17 protein-coding genes are annotated in these 18,273 nt (G+C 70.6%); 9 read left to right on the top strand and 8 right to left on the bottom strand.

The genetic code is table 11. The features are described 5' to 3' along the window. Nucleotides 1–34 precede the first annotated feature (34 nt). Nucleotides 35–3,337 carry a S8 family peptidase gene (locus AB0L59_RS06195; RefSeq protein ID WP_365579833.1) on the top strand — a complete coding sequence of 1,101 codons (3,303 nt, stop codon included), beginning with the start codon at nt 35–37 and terminating at the stop codon, nt 3,335–3,337. Nucleotides 3,338–3,409: 72 nt separating this feature from the next. On the opposite strand, the gene AB0L59_RS06190 is transcribed toward AB0L59_RS06195, so the two are convergent. Beyond that, entirely contained in the window at nt 3,410–4,303 is an 894-nt protein-coding gene (locus tag AB0L59_RS06190; protein ID WP_365579830.1) for a helix-turn-helix transcriptional regulator, read from the bottom strand. Nucleotides 4,304–4,472: 169 nt separating this feature from the next. On the opposite strand from AB0L59_RS06190, the gene AB0L59_RS06185 reads away from it, so the two are divergent. Then, on the top strand, nt 4,473–5,519 hold the full coding sequence (locus AB0L59_RS06185) for an NAD(P)-dependent alcohol dehydrogenase (RefSeq protein ID WP_365579827.1): 1,047 nt from the start codon (nt 4,473–4,475) through the stop codon (nt 5,517–5,519). A gap of 468 nt (nt 5,520–5,987) precedes the next feature. Then, entirely contained in the window at nt 5,988–6,476 is a 489-nt protein-coding gene (locus AB0L59_RS06180) for a DUF4142 domain-containing protein (protein WP_365579825.1), read from the top strand. Nucleotides 6,477–7,180: 704 nt separating this feature from the next. On the opposite strand, the gene AB0L59_RS06175 is transcribed toward AB0L59_RS06180, so the two are convergent. Next, on the bottom strand, nt 7,181–8,299 hold the full coding sequence (locus AB0L59_RS06175) for a hypothetical protein (protein WP_365579822.1): 1,119 nt from the start codon (nt 8,297–8,299) through the stop codon (nt 7,181–7,183). A 204-nt stretch (nt 8,300–8,503) separates the two neighbouring features. Between AB0L59_RS06175 and AB0L59_RS06170 the strand changes: the two genes are divergently transcribed. Further along, nucleotides 8,504–9,658: a cystathionine gamma-synthase gene (locus AB0L59_RS06170; RefSeq protein ID WP_365579820.1), complete on the top strand. Its 1,155-nt coding sequence runs from the start codon at nt 8,504–8,506 to the stop codon at nt 9,656–9,658. 306 nt (nt 9,659–9,964) lie between these two features. Here AB0L59_RS06170 and AB0L59_RS06165 read toward each other — a convergent pair whose 3' ends face one another. The 3 genes from AB0L59_RS06165 to AB0L59_RS06155 form a co-directional block, all read right to left on the bottom strand. After that, nucleotides 9,965–10,213: a hypothetical protein gene (locus AB0L59_RS06165; protein WP_365579818.1), complete on the bottom strand. Its 249-nt coding sequence runs from the start codon at nt 10,211–10,213 to the stop codon at nt 9,965–9,967. Between the two features lie 268 nt (nt 10,214–10,481). Beyond that, the gene (locus AB0L59_RS06160; protein WP_365579815.1) at nt 10,482–10,985 is read right to left on the bottom strand and encodes an RNA polymerase subunit sigma-70; all 504 of its coding nucleotides are present in this window, start codon (nt 10,983–10,985) and stop codon (nt 10,482–10,484) included. Nucleotides 10,986–11,136: 151 nt separating this feature from the next. Next, nucleotides 11,137–11,658 carry a MarR family transcriptional regulator gene (locus tag AB0L59_RS06155; protein WP_365579813.1) on the bottom strand — a complete coding sequence of 174 codons (522 nt, stop codon included), beginning with the start codon at nt 11,656–11,658 and terminating at the stop codon, nt 11,137–11,139. A gap of 144 nt (nt 11,659–11,802) precedes the next feature. Here AB0L59_RS06155 and ilvA point away from each other — a divergent pair, with 144 nt between their 5' ends. The 3 genes from ilvA to AB0L59_RS06140 all read left to right on the top strand — a co-directional run bounded on the left by ilvA (nt 11,803) and on the right by AB0L59_RS06140 (nt 15,154). Further along, entirely contained in the window at nt 11,803–13,032 is a 1,230-nt protein-coding gene (gene ilvA, locus AB0L59_RS06150; RefSeq protein ID WP_365579810.1) for a threonine ammonia-lyase, read from the top strand. Between the two features lie 213 nt (nt 13,033–13,245). After that, nucleotides 13,246–14,229 (top strand): ATP-binding cassette domain-containing protein, encoded by a 984-nt coding sequence (locus AB0L59_RS06145; protein WP_365579806.1) that lies wholly within the window; start codon nt 13,246–13,248, stop codon nt 14,227–14,229. Nucleotides 14,230–14,353: 124 nt separating this feature from the next. Further along, nucleotides 14,354–15,154 carry an ABC transporter permease gene (locus tag AB0L59_RS06140; RefSeq protein WP_365579804.1) on the top strand — a complete coding sequence of 267 codons (801 nt, stop codon included), beginning with the start codon at nt 14,354–14,356 and terminating at the stop codon, nt 15,152–15,154. Nucleotides 15,155–15,231: 77 nt separating this feature from the next. On the opposite strand, the gene AB0L59_RS06135 is transcribed toward AB0L59_RS06140, so the two are convergent. The 3 genes from AB0L59_RS06135 to AB0L59_RS06125 form a co-directional block, all read right to left on the bottom strand. After that, nucleotides 15,232–15,678 (bottom strand): cupin domain-containing protein, encoded by a 447-nt coding sequence (locus tag AB0L59_RS06135; RefSeq protein ID WP_365580937.1) that lies wholly within the window; start codon nt 15,676–15,678, stop codon nt 15,232–15,234. Nucleotides 15,679–15,940: 262 nt separating this feature from the next. After that, nucleotides 15,941–16,441 (bottom strand): transcription elongation factor GreA, encoded by a 501-nt coding sequence (gene greA, locus AB0L59_RS06130; RefSeq protein ID WP_365579802.1) that lies wholly within the window; start codon nt 16,439–16,441, stop codon nt 15,941–15,943. A gap of 191 nt (nt 16,442–16,632) precedes the next feature. Then, nucleotides 16,633–17,031: a DUF4307 domain-containing protein gene (locus AB0L59_RS06125; RefSeq protein ID WP_365579800.1), complete on the bottom strand. Its 399-nt coding sequence runs from the start codon at nt 17,029–17,031 to the stop codon at nt 16,633–16,635. Between the two features lie 113 nt (nt 17,032–17,144). On the opposite strand from AB0L59_RS06125, the gene mca reads away from it, so the two are divergent. Both mca and AB0L59_RS06115 read left to right on the top strand, forming a co-directional pair. Next, on the top strand, nt 17,145–18,026 hold the full coding sequence (gene mca / locus AB0L59_RS06120; protein ID WP_365579797.1) for a mycothiol conjugate amidase Mca: 882 nt from the start codon (nt 17,145–17,147) through the stop codon (nt 18,024–18,026). After that, nucleotides 18,019–18,273 carry a hypothetical protein gene (locus AB0L59_RS06115; protein WP_365579795.1) on the top strand — a complete coding sequence of 85 codons (255 nt, stop codon included), beginning with the start codon at nt 18,019–18,021 and terminating at the stop codon, nt 18,271–18,273. The genes mca and AB0L59_RS06115 overlap by 8 nt, the downstream gene beginning before the upstream one ends.

The raw sequence follows: 18,273 nt of genomic DNA, 5'->3' as shown, positions 1-18,273 counted from the left end.
ACTCCATCTCCAGGGGGAGAACTTGCGCAGACAAGTGAAAAGAGCTGCTGCGGCCAGTGTCGCCACGGCCGCAGCCGTCGCCCTCGCAGCGGGTATGACCAGCCCGGCGTCGGCGAAGCCGGCGGAGCGCGTCCCGTCCGCCGCCTCCACGCTCTCCGCGAAGACCCACGTCACGCTCATCACCGGTGACCGCGTCGCCCTCGACGCCAAGGGCCGGATCGTCGGCCTCCAGCGGGCCAAGGGCCGCGAGCACATACCCTTCCAGGTCCGCCGGACCGCGGGCCACACCCTGGTCGTCCCGGTCGACGCCGCCCACCTGGTCGCCTCCGGGAAGCTGGACCAGCGCCTGTTCGACGTCACCGAGCTGAACAAGGCCGCCACCCGCAGGGACCAGAAGGACGGCCTGAAGGTCATCGTCGGCTATAGCGGTTCCGCCGCGGCCGCCAAGGCGAACGTCCGGGACGCCGGCCGTCTGCGCCGCAGCCTGACGGCCCTCGACGCCGACGCCGTGCAGACGCCGGTCAAGGACACCGCCGCGCTCTGGCACGCCGTCACCCAGGGCGGCACCACCGCCTCCGGCATCGCCCACGTCTGGCTCGACGGCGTCCGCAAGGCCTCCCTCGACAAGTCCGTGCCGCAGATCGGCGCCCCCGTCGCATGGAAGGCCGGCTACACCGGCAAGGGCGTGAAGGTCGCCGTCCTGGACACCGGCGTGGACACCAGCCACCCGGACCTCAAGGACCAGGTGATCGCGTCCAAGAACTTCACCTCCGCCGCCGACGCCACCGACCACTACGGACACGGCACCCACGTCGCCTCCATCGTGGCGGGCACCGGCGCCAAGTCGGGCGGCAAGTACAAGGGTGTCGCGCCGGACGCCGAGATCCTCAACGGCAAGGTCCTGGACGACACCGGTTCCGGTGACGACTCCGGCATCCTCGCCGGCATGGAGTGGGCGGCCTCCCAGGGCGCCTCCGTCGTCAACCTCAGCCTCGGCGGCCCCGACAGCCCCGGCCTCGACCCCCTCGAGGCCGAGGTCAACAAGCTCTCCGCCACCAAGGGCATCCTGTTCGCCATCGCCGCGGGCAACGACGGCCCGGAGTCGATCGGTTCGCCGGGCAGCGCGGACGCCGCGATCACCGTCGGCGCCGTCGACAAGAAGGACAAGCTCGCCGACTTCTCCTCCACCGGCCCGCGCCTCGGCGACGGCGCCATCAAGCCCGACGTCACCGCGCCCGGTGTGGACATCACCGCCGCCGCGGCCAAGGGCAGCGTCATCGACCAGGAGGTCGGCGAGAAGCCCGAGGGCTACCTGACCATCTCCGGCACCTCGATGGCCACCCCGCACGTCGCGGGCGCCGCCGCGATCCTGAAACAGGAGCACCCCGACTGGGGCTACGCCGAGCTGAAGGGTGCGCTCACCGGCTCCGCCAAGGGCGGCGACTACACGCCGTACCAGCAGGGTTCGGGCCGTATCGCGGTGGACAAGGCCATCTCGGAGTCCGTGATCGCCGACCCGGTGTCGGTGAGCTTCGGGACGCAGCAGTGGCCGCACACCGACGACAAGCCCGTCACCAAGAAGGTGACGTACCGCAACCTCGGCGACAAGGACGTCACGCTCACCCTGAGCAGCACCGCCCTCGACCCCAAGGGCCACGCGGCCCCGTCGGGCTTCTTCAGGCTGGGCGCGGCCCAGCTGACCGTCCCGGCGCACGGCAGGGCCTCCGTCGACCTCACCGTCAACACCAAGCTGGGCGGGACCCTCGACGGCGCCTACTCCGCGTACGTGACCGCGACCGGCGCCGGCCAGACGGTCCGCACGGCCGCCGCGGTGCAGCGCGAGGTGGAGTCGTACGACGTCACGCTCAAGGTCATCGGCCGCGGCGGCAAGCCGGCCAAGTACTACACCGCCGACCTCAGCGGGACGTCCGGCCTGGCGAACGGCACGGAGCTGAGCCCGTACGACCCGTCCGGCACGGTGAAGGTGCGCGTGCCCAAGGGCACGTACCTCCTCAACTCCTCGGTCATCGTGGACCCGAACGACGGTGACAAGGGCCTGGACTGGATCGCCCAGCCGAAGCTGAGCGTCACCAGGAAGCAAACGGTCACGATCGACGCGCGCAAGGCCAGGCCGGTGGACATCACGGTCCCGGCCCCGGGCGTGAAGTCGCAGTTCGCCGCGCCGGGGTACTCCCTGACGGCCGGCCAGAACGAGTACAGCTACACCTGGTTCCTGGACTCGTACAAGAACTTCCGCACCGCCCATCTGGGCCCGCAGCTGCCCGCCGGCCAGCTGTTCCAGCAGTGGGACGGCCACTGGTCCAAGGGCACGAGCGAGGAGTACGACGTCACCCTCGGCGGCCCGGTCAAGCGGCTCGCCACCGGCTACACCAAGCACTACAAGGCGAGTGAGCTGGCCACCGTCAAGGCCCGGCTCGGTGCCGCCGCGAGCGGCAAGACCGGCTCGATCGGCGCCAGCGGCTGGCTGCCCGGCAGCTCGGGCGCCTCCTCCGTCGACATCCAGCAGAAGCTGCCCGGCACCCGCACCCTGCACCTGTCCGCGAGCGGCGGCACCCTGTGGGACCTGGACTTCACCCAGTACAGCGGGGTCGACCAGGACGGCTTCCCGCTGGCCGACGCGGGGTACACGCTCGGCGAGTCCTCCTTCAAGGCCGGTCACACCTACACGAGGACCGTCAACACCGCGGTCTTCGGCCCGCACGTCGGCCGGGACTTCGGTCTCTACCGCACCGGCAACGAGATCTACGGTTCGCTGCCGCTGTTCGCCGACTCCGGCAAGCACGCCGGGTCCTCGGCGTTCACCTCGGTGAACACCACCCTGTACCGCGACGGCAGCAAGGTCGGCTCCAACGACGACCCGCTGTTCGGCGGGGCCGGGTTCAACGTGCCGGCCGGTGACGCCACGTACCGGCTGACCACCTCGGTCAAGCGCTCGGCGAAGGTCGCACGGGCCTCCTCCCGGATCGACGCGGCCTGGACCTTCCGCTCCAAGAGGGTCTCCGGCTCCCCCGTCCAGCTCCCCGCCTCCGTCCTGCACTACGGCATCACGACCGGCCTGGACAGCCGGGTCGAGGCCGGAAGGACGGTCACCTTCCCGGTCGCCGTCGAGGGCGCGGCAGCGGGCGGCAACCTGAAGTCGCTGACGGTGTACGTCTCGTACGACGGCAAGACCTTCACGAAGGTCGACGTCCGAGGCGGCAGGATCACGGTGAAGAACCCGGCGAAGGGCAAGTCCCTTTCCCTGCGCTCCAGGATCACCGACAAGCAGGGCAACACGTCGGAGATCACGATCTACGACGCGTACCTCGGCAAGTGAGCCGCAGCGCCCTCTGACGAGGCGAGGGGCACCCGGAGCACAGGCTCCGGGTGCCCCTTTCCCGTACAGGGCCTAGGCCGACGGCACCGGGCGGGCCGCGTCCGTGCCCCAGCTGGCGAGCAGGCGGAGGGAGTCGGCTGAGGGGGAGCCCGGCTCGGCGTGATAGGTGAGCAGGGACTGGTCCGAGTCGTCCGTCAGGCGGAACGACTCGTAGTTCAGGGAGAGGTCGCCCACCAGCGGGTGGTGCAGGCGCTTGACGCCGTGGTTCTTCTCCTTGACGTCGTGCGTCGCCCACAGCCGGCGGAACTCCTCGCTCTTGACGGAGAGTTCGCCGACCAGCGCCGAGAGCCGCGAGTCGTCCGGATAGCAGCCCGCGTCCATGCGCAGGGCACACACGATGTCGATCGCCTTCTGCTCCCAGTCGACGAACAGATCCCGGTATTCCGGGCGCAGGAACACCAGGCGGGCCCAGTTGCGCTCGGCCGCCGGCAGTTCCGCCCAGTCGCCGAAGAGGGCCGCCGCCATCCGGTTCCAGGCGAGGATCTCCGAGCGGCGCCCGACGACGTACGCCGGTACCCCGTCCATCGTGTCCAGCAGCTGCCGCAGCGCGACCCGGACGTGCTGCTGCCGCGCGGCCGGCTTCTTCTTGTGCGACTTCGGCTTCGCCAGATGCGTCAGATGCGCGTGCTCGGCGTCCGACAGCCTGAGCGCCCGGGCGATCGAGTCCAGGACCTCCGCCGAGACGTTCCGCCCGTTGCCCTGTTCGAGCCGGGTGTAGTACGCCACCGACACCCCGGCCAGCTGCGCCAGCTCCTCCCGGCGCAGCCCCGGCACCCGCCGGTGCCGTCCGAAGTCGGGCAGCCCGACGTCCTCCGGCTTCAGCCGGGCCCGTCGGCTGCGCAGGAACTCGCTCAGTTCGGCCCGCCGGTCCAGCGGCGGGGACGAGGGCAGGGGCTGGTTGTCCATACATCCAGTATTCACGGTCGTACGCACACGAACCTGATCCCGCCAGTGGTAGGCACGGCAGACGTACGCAGAAGCGTGGTCTGGGTGGTCGACGTAGCGTGAGAGAGGCTGTTGGTGTGCCCGGTGGGAAGGCAGCCGGGCGCGCTCATATCGCTAGGAGAACACCGGCATGACCACCACTGTTGCTGCTTACGCCGCGCCTGCCGCGAAGGCCCCGCTGGAGCGGACCACGATCGAGCGGCGCGCGGTCGGTGAGTTCGACGTCCTGATCGACATCGAGTTCGCCGGTATCTGCCACTCCGACATCCACCAGGCCCGGGAGGGCTGGGGTACGGCGATCTTCCCGATGGTGCCCGGTCACGAGATCGCGGGCGTCGTCTCCGAGATCGGCCCGGGTGTCACGAAGTACGCCGTCGGGGACCGGGTGGGCGTCGGCTGCATGGTCGACTCCTGCCGCGAGTGCGACAACTGCAAGGCCGGCCTGCAGCAGTACTGCACCGGCGGCGGACCCAACTGGACGTACAACTCCGTCGGCAAGGACGGGCAGCCCACCTACGGCGGCTACTCGAAGAAGATCGTCGTCGACGAGAACTACGTCGTCCGCATCCCCGACGGCCTCTCCCTCGACGTGGCGGCCCCGCTGCTCTGCGCCGGCATCACCACGTACTCCCCGCTCAAGCACTGGAACGCCGGTCCCGGGAAGAAGGTCGCGGTCGTCGGTCTCGGTGGCCTGGGCCACATGGGCGTGAAGATCGCGGCGGCGCTCGGCGCCGAGGTCACCGTCCTGTCCCAGTCGCTGCGCAAGAAGGACGACGGCCTGAAGCTGGGCGCCCGCCACTACTACGCCACCAGCGACCCGAAGACCTTCGAGGACCTCAAGGGCACCTTCGACATCATCCTCAACACGGTTTCGGCGCCACTGGACTTCGACGCCTATCTGTCGCTGCTGCGCACGGACGGTGCCATGGTCAACGTCGGCATCCCCGAGGAGCCGGTCCGGATCCTGCTGTCCTCCGTGTTCGGCCACCGCCGCAGCCTGAGCAGCTCCGGCATCGGCGGCATCCCGGAGACCCAGGAGATGCTCGACTTCTGCGCGGAGCACAACCTGGGTGCCGAGATCGAGCTGATCCGCGCCGACCAGATCAACGAGGCGTACGAGCGGGTCGTGCACAGCGACGTCCGCTACCGCTTCGTGATCGACACGGCGACCATCTGACCGCCCTGCTCCGCGGCGGCCCGAGCGCCCGAGCGGCCCCGGCGGCCACCAGCACCACCGCACCCGTCAGCGCGAGCACGGCAGCGGCAGGCGGGGGGCGGCGTGCCGGGGAGACGGCGGGCCAGTCGCGGCGCGGTCGGCGCGCCGAAACCGAGCGGTCCGGCCGCGGCGACGGCGCGCACGACACCGAGCACGTTCGGCGCGAGCCGGGTCCGGTCCACCCGGACCGGACCCGGCGGCGGTCTCGTCCCCGAGCCGGCGGCCCACACCCGACCGACCGAGGTGCGGGGGTCCTCGGTTGCCGAGCAACTCAACTGGGTGAACCATGGCATAGGTGCGGTTTGTCCCCTTCCGGCAATGAGGAGGGGATTTTCATCGGGGCTTGCACGTGCGACCTCTGGAGGACTCATGTACACGACTCGATCCCGTGCCCGTTCCGCCGCCGTCTGCGCCGCCACCCTGTGCGTCATGGGTGTCACGTCGCTGCCGGCTCTCGCTGCGCCGTCACCCTCACCGTCGGCGGTCTCCACCCTGGACAGGCAGCTCCTGACCGCGGCCCACCAGGGCAACCTGTGGGAGATCGCGACCAGTCAGCAAGCCCAGAGCGCCGCGACCACCGCCTGCGTCAAGCGGGTCAGCGCCGACTTCATCCGCGACCACCGCGCCCTCGATGCCGGTGTCGTCAAAACCGCGGCACAACTCGGCGTGACACTGCCGTCCGGGCAGACTGCCGCGCAACTGAAGCAAACCGCCGCCCTCAAGTCCCGCGCCGGGACGCCCGCGTACGATGCCGCGTGGCTCAAGGCGCAGTACCCCGCCCACGTCCAGACTCTCGCGCTCATCGACAAGGAGATCGGATCGGGCACCAACCCGATCGTGAAGTCCCTGGCCAAGAGCGCGCGCCCGGTAGTCGCACGCCACATCCAGATGGTCAACCACGGCGTGTGCCACGCCTAGCGTCCACGGGCAGCATCGGGGGCCGGTGAACCGCCGCTCCGGGACGCCGACGTGGCCGCCCGTGACACCGGTGGCCGGCGCGAGGCGAACCGCGTGAGGAGCTCGAAGAGGGCGGTGACGGCTCCGGCGTCTTCGTCCGCGGCCGGCGACCGGAAGCGCGAGGCGTCGATCGTCGGCCGCGCGAGTCGGAGCACCAGTGCTTCCCGGATGAGACTGCCGCCGTGGCCGAGCTCCTCGGCGAGATGTCCACGAGGAGATGGAGGAGTTCAAGCCCTTCCACCATGCTCCTTCCGTCGGCTCCTCCGGCCCGGCTCGACAGCCGAGGGCGGGATGTCGGAGACGACTGCACGTCTCGATGTCCTCGGTGAACTCCTTGATCGCCTGAGCGTTGAGCTCGGCCGGGTGCCAGGCGACGGTGGTCGTGTGGCCGCCGGTGCCGGCCGGTCGGCCCGTTCGCTGCCAACAGGTCGCCGGCCCCGACCAGTTGCGTGGCGTGAGGTCCACCGAATCGCCGACGGGCCTGAGGCAGCGGGTCCAGATCGCCCCCGGGCGGTCGGGACCGGCGGGCGGATGTGAATGACGTATCCGAACCGGCCAGGCCTCGAGGAAGGCCGGATCGAGCGAACGCACGGAATGGATCGCACACGCCGACAGCCGCGCGTCGTGCACCGAAGCCGGGGATCAGTTCGACGGTCGTCCTCGGCTCAGCCGGACAGGGTGGCCGGGCTGCCGCCGTTGGCCTCGTAACCGGCTACCGCCAGGGCGCGGTAGACGGCGAACTCGGCCGCCGGGTCGTCGGACAGGGTCCAGGGGAGCGCACCGACGTGCCCGTCGACGTGTATGAGCTGGTGCATGGCCTCCTGCCAGCGCTCGGCGCGGACCAGGAAGAAGATCAGCAGATGCCGGACGTGCGCGAGCATCGGGTCATCGGGGCGGGCCGAGTGCACCGCGTGCAGGGCGCCGTGCATCGCCTTGGTGACCACCTCGCTCTGGTAGAAGCTCGCCACCAGGTTCACCTCCGGGAGGTGCTCGAAGACCGCGAACAGCGGCAGCGCGGCGAGCAGCGAACCCTGCGGAGCGCGCGCCGCCGCGGCCTCGGCGAAGGCGTACGCCTGCTCGCGGGAGCCGTGCCACTTCTCGCACCAGTGGTGCAGCGCGGCCAGATGGGCGCCCATGTGGTGCGGGGCACGGTCGAGGATCTTCAGCCACAGCTGGTCGAACTCGGCCTGGGAATAGGCGAGTCCACGCGCGACCGACAGCTCGACGATGTACGGCACCGGGTCGCCGGGGGACAGCAGGGCCGCCTGCCCGCACGCGTCCCTGGCCTCCTCCATGATGATCCGGAAGTCGTCCGTGCCCGGCGTCGAGGTCCGCCAGGCCTGCTGCACCAGGAACTCCGCGTACACGGCGGCGCCGCCCGCGTCCTTGGGCTGCTCGGCCCTCCACACCCGCAGCCACTGGCCGCCCGGCGTCTCATGCACCCCGCCGGGCCGCTGCTGCAGCTCCAGCGCGGCGGCACCCGCGAAGGCCTGCACCCGCTGCCAGCGCTCCTCGCCCGCCGTCCCGGTGCCGGCCAGCAGCTGGGAGGCCGCGCGATGGTCCTGGGTGCGCTGCACCAATTCCAGGACGTCCAGCAGGTCCTGGTCGGCTCCCGGCATGCGCACGTCCAGCTCTTCCTGGCGCATGAAGCCGTAGGCCGCCGGGTCGGCGGCGTCCGGGTGTCCCGCGGGGACCTGCTCGATCAGCCCGCGCCTGCGCCGCATGAACGGGAGCAGCACGAAGCTCAGCATGAGCAGCGCCATCAGCAGCCAGAGAATCGCCATGCCCCAAGCGAACCAGACGCCGCCGACGATTGGCCAACCCCGCCGCGGAGCTGTGGAAAACTTCGGACCGGTCCATGACAAGTGGGTCGGTGGGCGGTTTCCGCGGGAGCGCCGGCCGTTTCCACGCAGGGAAATCCCTCCGTCCGGTGGCGCCCGAGCCGTGCGGGCGTCAGCATCCGGCCAAGCGCACTACGCTCGGTGCCCATGAGCGACAGGCACATCAGTCAGCACTTCGAGACCCTCGCGATCCACGCGGGCAACACCGCGGATCCCCTCACCGGCGCGGTCGTCCCGCCGATCTACCAGGTCTCGACCTACAAGCAGGACGGCGTCGGCGGGCTGCGCGGCGGCTACGAGTACAGCCGCAGCGCCAACCCCACCCGTACCGCCCTCGAGGAGAACCTCGCCGCGCTGGAGGGCGGCCGCCGCGGCCTCGCCTTCGCGTCCGGCCTGGCGGCCGAGGACACCCTGCTGCGCACGCTGCTCAGCCCTGGTGACCACGTGGTCATCCCGAACGACGCCTACGGCGGCACCTTCCGCCTCTTCGCCAAGGTCGTCACCCGCTGGGGCGTGGAGTGGTCCGTCGCCGACACCAGCGACCCGGCCGCCGTGCGCGCCGCGATCACCCCGAAGACCAAGGCCGTCTGGGTGGAGACCCCGTCCAACCCGCTGCTCGGCATCACCGACATCGCCGCCGTCGCATCCGTCGCGCACGACGCGGGCGCGAAGCTCGTCGTCGACAACACCTTCGCCACGCCCTACCTTCAGCAGCCGCTGTCGCTCGGCGCGGACGTCGTCGTCCACTCCCTGACCAAGTACATGGGCGGTCACTCGGACGTGGTCGGCGGCGCGCTGATCGTCTCCGACCAGGGCCTCGGCGAGGAGCTCGCCTACCACCAGAACGCGATGGGCGCCGTCGCCGGCCCCTTCGACTCCTGGCTGGTGCTGCGCGGCACCAAGACCCTCGCGGTGCGGATGGACCGGCACAGCGAGAACGCGACGAAGATCGCCGACATGCTGACCCGGCACGCGCGCGTGACCAGCGTTCTCTACCCGGGCCTGCCCGAGCACCCCGGGCACGAGGTCGCCGCGAAGCAGATGAAGGCATTCGGCGGCATGGTGTCCTTCCGGGTCGAGGGCGGCGAGGAGGCCGCGGTCGAGGTGTGCAACCGCGCCAAGGTGTTCACCCTCGGCGAGTCGCTCGGCGGCGTGGAGTCCCTCATCGAGCACCCCGGCCGGATGACGCACGCCTCCGCGGCCGGCTCCGCGCTCGAGGTCCCCGCCGACCTGGTACGCCTCTCCGTGGGCATCGAGAACGTCGACGACCTGCTGGCGGACCTCCAGCAGGCGCTGGGCTAGCCGCCGGCACGGCGTGGGCCGCATTCGGGCCGGTTTCCGGGAGGTGCGGAGGCGTCGGCGGTCCGGCCGCGGCCGACGACTGCCGACCGGTGGCAGCCGGCTCTGGTCGCCGCTGACCGGGGGCGGTGACTGCTGGTCGGCGGCAGCCGACCGGTGGCCGACCGGGTCCTTGCCGGGGGCTGCCGCAGCCGAGCGGTGCCGATGGACTGCGCCGCCGAGGAGGGAAGGCCCGCCCGCCGTTGCGCGCGGGCCGTTCTCGCGTCGGCCCGCGCCGGACCGGCAACCGCCGTGGCCGCGCCGCTCGGTTCACCAGCCGGTGATCGGGGGAGTCGTCTGGGAGGGCGGCAGCGTCCAGGGGTGCACCCGGGCCGCCCACACGGTGAACGCGACGGCCGCGGCGCAGGCCAGCAGCCACAGCACCCGGCGGACGAGTTGCCTGCGCCGCAGCAGGCGCTCGCCGCGGCGCACCGCCTCCGCGCACAGGTCCGGCGGCACCGGTGCCGGGGCCCGTTCCATGATCTGCCGTGCGGCAGCCTCCCGTTCGGGCCGGTTCACGCTGCCCTCCCGATGCGCCGGGTTCCCGGTATCCGCGCCCTCCGGTGGCTGCCCACACCCGCGGCACCCCCGCCGTCCCGCACGCGCGTGCCGCTCATGGCACCCCGGCTGTCCCGCAGGCACCGCACGCGCGTGCCGCTCCCGTCACTTCTGACGCCCGCGCCACTCCGCTCGCTCGCCAGAGGGTCGGTGCCCCGGGCCCGCTCCGCGCCCCGCCCGCTCGCCGGGGCCTGAGCACTTCTCGCCCTGCTGCCCCCTGCCCGCACCCTCATGACGGTGCCACCTCTCTGCCCGCCGTCCGTGGTGCCGGGTGGCTTGTCGGGTGGAGCAAGGTGGCTGTCGCACGGTCGCAGACGGTGTGGATGCGGTCCGTGGGGAGGCCGAGGAGGGCCGCTGCCTGTTCCTCGGCGACACCTTCGTAGAGGCGCAGAACCAGGATCAGCCGTTCCTGCGGCGCGAGCGCGGCGAGCGGCCCGCGCGGATGCGACCGGGCGCGGCCGAAGACGCCGTACCGGTGCCACGTCGCACGTGCGAAGCGGGTGGCGAGGTACTGGCGGGCGCAGTCGTACGGATCCTCGCCGTGCAACCGGTCCCAGCGCGCATAGGTGTGGGCGAGCGCGAGCGTCAGCAAACGCCGCGCGCGCGGGTTGGCGTCCGGCGCCTCCGCCGTGAGCAGCGTGGCGGCATGCAGCAGACGCCCGGCCGCGCCCGCGACGAACGCCTCGAACTCCCGGGCCCGGCGGGCACCTCGGGACACCTGCCGATCACGCACCGCGCCTCCCCTGGAGGGGCCCTGTCCGGTACGGGACAGGTGAAACCGCGTACGAACGACACAGGACCCGGTCGTCTCATATGAGGCCAGCGGCGGCCCGGGGTCAAGACTCCGGCACCGACCGGTCCGCGCCCCAGGTGGCCGTCCGCCCTCAGGACGCCGGAGGCTGCTCCGCCGCCGCCGTCCCCACCGTCATCCGCGCGGACAGCGCGCCGTTGAAACGGGTCAGGAGGGCGCAGAACTGCTCGCGCTCCTCCGGGGCCCAGTCCTGCGTCAGCTCGGCCATCAGCTGACGCCGGGAGCAGCGCACCTCCTCCAGCCGGGCCACGCCGCGCGGGGACAGCTGCAGGACGACCGCGCGCCCGTCCTCGGGGTGCGAGGTGCGCTTGACGAGTCCGGTGTCGACCAGCGGAGCCACCTGCCGGGTGACCGTGGAGGAGTCGATCCCCATGCTCGCGGCGAGCGCCTTGACGCCCATCGGCCCTTCCTTGTCGAGGCGGTTCAGCAGCAGATACGCCGCACGGTCCATGGAGTTGCGCACCTGCCCCACCCCGCCGAGCCGCGTCTGTTCGGCACGGCGGGCGAACACCGCCACCTCGTGCTGGAGGGTGTCGAGAAGACCGGTGTCACCGACGGTCGTCATGTCCATCGACATTTCAGGTGTTGTGGGCATGGCCGGAGGCTCGCTTCATGAAGGGCTGCTGGGTTGGGGGACAGGGTACGCGGCCCGGCGGCGGGTGGTACCGGCGCTGCGCAAACCGGTCTCGGAGCTTGGTCACAGCCGTCGTGTACGACCGTGAACTGCGATGCTGGAGTCATGAGCTACGGTACGGCTGACTCCTTGCGTTCCGTCACCCTCGACGACGTGCGCGGCGCCCAGAAGATGCTCTCGGGCGTGGCACGGGTGACCGCGATGGAGGGCAGCCGGCACCTGACCCAGCTGGTGGGCGCGCCGGTGCAGTTGAAGTGCGAGAACCTCCAGCGCACCGGATCGTTCAAGTTGCGCGGCGCCTACGTGCGCATCGCCGGGCTGCTGCCGGAGCAGCGGGCGGCCGGCGTGGTGGCCGCGAGCGCCGGGAACCACGCGCAGGGCGTGGCGCTGGCCTCCTCGCTGCTCGGTGTGCACTCCACGGTGTTCATGCCGAAGGGTGCCCCACTGCCCAAGATCAGCGCGACCCGGGACTACGGCGCCGAGGTGCGTCTGCACGGCCAGGTGGTCGACGAGACGCTTGCCGCCGCCGAGGAGTACGCGGCCGAGACCGGTGCGGTGCTCATCCACCCCTTCGACCATCCGGACATCATCGCCGGTCAGGGCACGGTCGGCCTGGAGATCCTGGAGCAGTGCCCGGAGGTGCGCACGATCGTCGTCGGTGTCGGCGGCGGCGGTCTCGCGGCCGGTATCGCGGTGGCGGTGAAGGCGATCCGGCCGGAGGTCGGGATCGTCGGCGTGCAGGCGGAGGGCGCGGCGGCCTACCCGCTCTCGCTGGCCGCCGGGCGCCCGGTGTCGGTGGAGAACCCCGCGACGATGGCCGACGGCATCAAGGTGGGGCGCCCCGGCCTGGTGCCGTTCGGGATCGTCCAGGACCTGGTCGACGAGGTGCGCACGGTCAGTGAGGACCAGCTGTCGGCCGCGCTGCTGCTGTGCCTGGAGCGGGCCAAGCTGGTCGTGGAGCCGGCCGGGGCGAGTCCGGTCGCGGCGCTGCTGGCCGCGCCGCACTCCTTCGAGGGGCCGGTCGTCGCGGTGCTCTCCGGCGGGAACGTGGACCCGGTGCTGATGCAGCGGGTCCTGCGGCACGGCATGGCCGCGCAGGGCCGCTACCTGGCGGTTCGGCTCCGGCTGACGGATCGCCCGGGCGCGCTCGCCACGCTCCTCGGGGTGTTGTCAGTGGTCGACGCTAATGTCCTCGACGTGAGCCACGTCCGAACCGACCCCCGGCTCGGGCTCACGGAGGCGGAGGTGGAGTTGCACCTCGAGACGAAGGGCCCGGTGCACTGCGCCGAGGTCGGTCAGGCCCTGCGGGACGCGGGTTACACGGTCATCGACTGATCGACCGAGAGCCCCGGCTTCCGGGCCTGGAAGCCGCCCGATCACTCGTTCGAGTCAATCCCCGGTCCACTCGTTGAGAGACGCGATACATCGCGTTATGGTGTTGGCCGTTGCCCACTCTCTGCCCGCAGGAAGACCGCGGGCCGATCCGGCGCGCAAACCGCCTTTTCCGAAGAATCCCGGACGACGATCCCCGATGACGTGGAGACAGACATGCCAGGCGCCATCCATGCCGAAGGTCTGGTGAAGACCTTCGGCGACGTAAGGGCTCTCGACGGCGTAGACCTCGACGTGCCCGAGGGCACCGTCCTCGGCCTGCTCGGGCCGAACGGCGCCGGCAAGACGACGACCGTCCGCTGCCTGACGACCCTGCTGCGCCCCGACAGCGGCAAGGCGGTCGTCGCGGGCGTGGACGTGCTGAAGGACCCCGACGCCGTACGCCGTTCCATCGGCCTGTCCGGCCAGTTCGCGGCGGTCGACGAATACCTGACCGGCCGGGAGAACCTGCAGATGGTCGGGCAGCTCTACCAGATGAAGGGCAAGGCGGCCAAGGCGCGCGCGACGGAGCTGCTGGAGCAGTTCCACCTCGCGGACGCCGCCGACCGCCCCGCCAAGACCTACTCCGGAGGCATGCGCCGCCGGCTCGACCTCGCCGCGGCCCTCGTGGTCTCGCCGCCGGTGATGTTCATGGACGAGCCGACGACCGGACTCGACCCGCGCAACCGCCAGCAGCTGTGGGAGGTCATCAAACAGCTCGTCTCCGGCGGTACGACCCTGCTGCTCACCACGCAGTACCTGGAGGAGGCCGACCACCTCGCCCACGACATCGCGGTGGTCGACCACGGCCGGGTCATCGCCAAGGGCACCTCCGACCAGCTCAAGGCCCAAACGGGGGGTGAGCGCGTCGAGGTCGTGGTGCACGAGCGCGAGCACATGACGGGCACCGCAGAGGTGCTGCGCGGCTTCGGCAAGGGCGAGGTCACGGTCGAGGAGCACACCCGCAAGCTGACGGTCCCCGTCACCGGCGGTGCCAAGCTGCTCGCCGAGATCATCCGCGAGCTGGACACCCGCGGGATCGAGATAGACGACGTAGGGCTGCGCCGGCCCACTCTCGACGACGTCTTCCTGTCGCTGACGGGACACATGGCCGAGGCCGCCGAACGGGACGAGGCGAGCGGCGAGGAGGCCGTGGAATGAGTGCCCTCGACGAAGCCGTCCGGCCGGCACCGCCCGGCGATCCCCTCGCCCGGTTGTCTCGGCCAGGTCCCATCCCGCCGCGCGTCCAGGACCGGCGGCCCAACGTCTTGAAGGAGCGGATGAAGTGAGCGCCGTGAACGATTCCCTGGTCGTCGCACGCCGGAATCTGATCCGCATGGGCCGGATTCCCGAGGTGCTCATCTTCGGCCTGATCCAGCCCATCATGTTCGTCGTGCTGTTCACCTACGTCTTCGGCGGCTCGATCCAGGTCGGCGGGTCCAACTCCACCCAGGTCTACCGTGAGTTCCTCATGGCCGGCATCTTCGCCCAGACCGTCACGTTCGCCACGGCGGGCGCCGGTGCGGGCATCGCCGACGACATGCACAAGGGCCTCATCGACCGCTTCCGCTCCCTGCCCATGGCACGCGGCGCGGTCCTGACCGGGCGCACCATCGCCGACCTGGCGCAGACGGCGCTCACCCTCGTCGTCCTGGCCGTCGTGGCCCTGATCGTCGGCTGGCGCACGCACGAGAACTTCGCCAAGGTGCTCGCCGGATTCGGCCTGCTCCTGCTGCTGGGGTACGCGTTCTCGTGGATCGGCGCGCTCATCGGCCTGTCCGTGCGCACTCCCGAAGCGGCGACCTCGGGCGGCCTGGTCTGGCTGTTTCCGCTGACATTCATCTCGAACGCCTTCGTGGACGCGAACCAGATGCCGGCCTTCCTGCGGCACATCGCGGAGTGGAACCCGTTCAGCGCCACCGTGCAGGCGTGCCGCGAGATGTTCGGCAACCTTCCCCCGGGCTTCCGGACGCCCGGCGCCTGGCCCATGCAGCACCCCGTGTGGGCCTCGCTGATCTGGTCGGTCGTCATCATCCTGATCTTCCGCACGCTGGCGGTCCGCAAGTACCGCCGGGCGGCCGGTTGATCCCAGGGCCCCGTCGACCGAGAAGGGTGCGCCGCGGCTCCGGGGGGATGGCGCGGCGCACCGACGTCAGCGGCAGATCACGTGCCAGGACGGGGAGCCCGCAGGTGCTGACGCTCGACCAGCTCTGCTTCATCGACCAGGGTGAGCATGGGCTGACCCGGCTCACACAACATGGTGACGAGGAAACGGCTCCATGAGTCCGTCCGGTTGTTCCCGTCCTGGTAGTGGATGACATCGCCGCCCGGCTCCCAGAATGTCTCGCCGGCCTTGATCACCCGCTCCGGTTCGCCTTCGAGCTCGAAGAGCATCTCGCCCTCCAGCACATAGCCGAAAGCAGGCCCCGAGTGCCGGTGCGGAGGGGTGCCGGGATCGCCGGGTGGGAACTCCACGAGGGCCGTCATCGCCTCTGCCCCTCTCGGAATGGAGGGTGGGGTCGCCGACTGCAGCACAGTGAGCGCCGTCCTCCAGGCTTCCGGGCGCGGTGGGCGTTCCGCGCCGCTCGCCGCCGGCTCATCGTTCGACATCATCAGGCCTCCAGGAGTGGGCCGGGCGGCTCGGCAGAGCCGGGCGTCGTCGTGAGTCCAGCTTGCGGCGGCGCGGCGCGCGGCGCATGGCCGCGTATGCGAGCGGGCCGCAGGTCGGCCCGCGGGACGTCCGGGCGCGCAGGTGGCACGATGTGTCACGCAAGCGAACCGTGCCTTGTCTGCACTGTGAGTACGGCAGAGCCCCCGGCGTCCGGCGGAAGCCGGCGGACACCGGGGGCTCGAGGTCCCTTGGGGAGGCGGATCAGCCCGAGTACGGCTCGGCCTGCAGGATCTTCACCGAGGCCTTCTTGCCATTCGGCAGTTCGTACTCCGCGTCCTCACCGACCTTGTGGCCGATGACGCCCGCGCCGAGCGGGGACTGCGGCGAGTACGTCTCGATGTCGGCGCTCGCGTACTCGCGGGAGGCGAGTAGGAACGTCAGCGTGTCGTCCTCGTCACCGTCGAAGGCGATCGTGACGACCATGCCCGGCGCGACGGCACCGTCGGCGGAGGCCGGAGCCTCGCCCACCTTGGCGTTCTCGAGAAGCTGGGTCAGCTGCCGCACGCGCAGCTCCTGCTTGCCCTGCTCCTCCTTGGCCGCGTGGTACCCGCCGTTCTCGCGCAGGTCGCCCTCCTCGCGCGCGGCCGCGATCTTGGCGGCGATCTCCGTGCGCGCAGGACCAGTAAGGTACTCAAGCTCGTCCTTGAGCTTGTTGTACGCCTCCTGGGTCAGCCAGGTGACGTTCTCGCTGGTCTGGGTCACAGGGTGCTCCTCGTCGGTACTGGGAATACAAAGCATCGCCCTACCCAGAAGAATGTTCCCTCTTGGATGGGCGAAACCACGAGCCTAACAATTCAAGGCCGGAAGGGGGAGGACATAAGCCATCAGAATCTCATCAACGCAGGTCAGCGCGTACGTATTCCGGGTGAAGGGCGGGGGGTGTCCAGCCCCGGTCAGCCGCTGTGGCAGCCGAGCAGCTCGGCCGTCGTGCCCTTCTCCGTCGTACGCAGAGTGACGACCTTGTCGATACGCGTGGCCGAACCGGTGAAGTGGAAGTCGGCCCTGCCCACCTCGGAGCCGTCCGCCGCCTGGGAGCGCAGGGTGCAGTAGCCGTCGGTGCCGGCATCCTTGTGGACCTCCAGATGCACCTGCACCGCGTTGTCCGTGGCGTCGAAGGCGATCACCTGGGCGCTGATCTTGCTCTCCACGACGTAGTGGTAGGCGAAGTAACCCACCAGCGCGAGCAGGGCCGCGCCCAGCACCGCACCGGCGATCCTGAGCTTGCGGTCCGCACGCTCGTCCGAGGAACGGCCGTAGCGGCCCTCGGGCAGCCGCGCGCTCGCCGTACTCATGATCGTCCTCTCGGCAGAACCGGACCCGGAATTATTCGCCCCCCGATTCCGTCACTATAGAAGCCGCCGATCGCACCGAAGACACGGGGCGCCGACTTACCGAGGATTGAGTCTTGACTGATCAGTTGCGACTGATGGCCGTTCACGCGCACCCCGACGACGAGTCGAGCAAGGGCGCGGCCACCATGGCGAAGTACGTGTCCGAGGGGGTGGACGTGCTGGTGGTGACGTGCACCGGCGGAGAGCGCGGGTCCATCCTCAATCCGAAGCTGCAGGGTGACGCGTACATCGAGGAGCACATCCACGAGGTACGCAAGAGGGAGATGGACGAGGCTCGCGAGATCCTCGGCGTCGAGCAGGAGTGGCTCGGCTTCGTCGACTCCGGACTGCCCGAGGGCGATCCGCTGCCGCCGCTGCCCGAGGGCTGCTTCGCCCTGGAGGACGTCGACAAGGCGGCCGGCGAGCTGGTGCGCAAGATCCGCTCCTTCCGCCCGCAGGTGATCACCACCTACGACGAGAACGGCGGTTACCCGCACCCCGACCACATCATGACGCACAAGATCTCCATGGTGGCGTTCGAGGGCGCGGCGGACGCCGAGAAGTACCCGGAGGCCGAGTTCGGCCCCGCCTACCAGCCGCTGAAGCTGTACTACAACCAGGGCTTCAACCGCCCCCGGACCGAGGCGCTGCACCAGGCGATGCTGGACCGCGGCCTGGACTCGCCGTACGGGGAGTGGCTCAAGCGCTGGAGTGAGATGGAGCGCACCGAGCGCACGCTGACCACGCACATTCCGTGCGCGGACTTCTTCGAGATCCGCGACAAGGCGCTGATCGCGCACGCCACGCAGATCGACCCCGACGGCGGCTGGTTCAAGGTGCCGATGGAGCTGCAGAGGGAGGTCTGGCCGACGGAGGAGTACGAGCTGGCGAAGTCTCTCGTCGATACCTCCCTCCCCGAGGACGACCTCTTCGCGGGCATCCGCGACAATGCCTGACATGAGCGCAAGCGTGAGCCTGGCAGTGACGCACCTCGTCCCCCTCGCCAAGGAGGTCGACGAGAACAAGGTCACCCCCGGTGTCCTCGGCTTCATCGTCTTCGCGGTGATGGCCCTGGCGGTGTGGGGCCTGATGAAGTCGATGAGCAAGCACATGAACAAGGTCGACTTCAAGGAGTCCCCGGACCCCTCGGCCGAGCAGGCCGACAAGGCCGCCAAGACCGATTCCGCGGCACGCCGGGGCTGA

The organism is Streptomyces sp. NPDC052109, assembly GCF_040680195.1.
Taxonomy (GTDB): Bacteria; Actinomycetota; Actinomycetes; order Streptomycetales; family Streptomycetaceae; genus Streptomyces.
The sequence above is the reverse complement of the archived record's forward strand: the minus strand, read 5'-3'. Positions and strand labels throughout refer to the sequence as shown.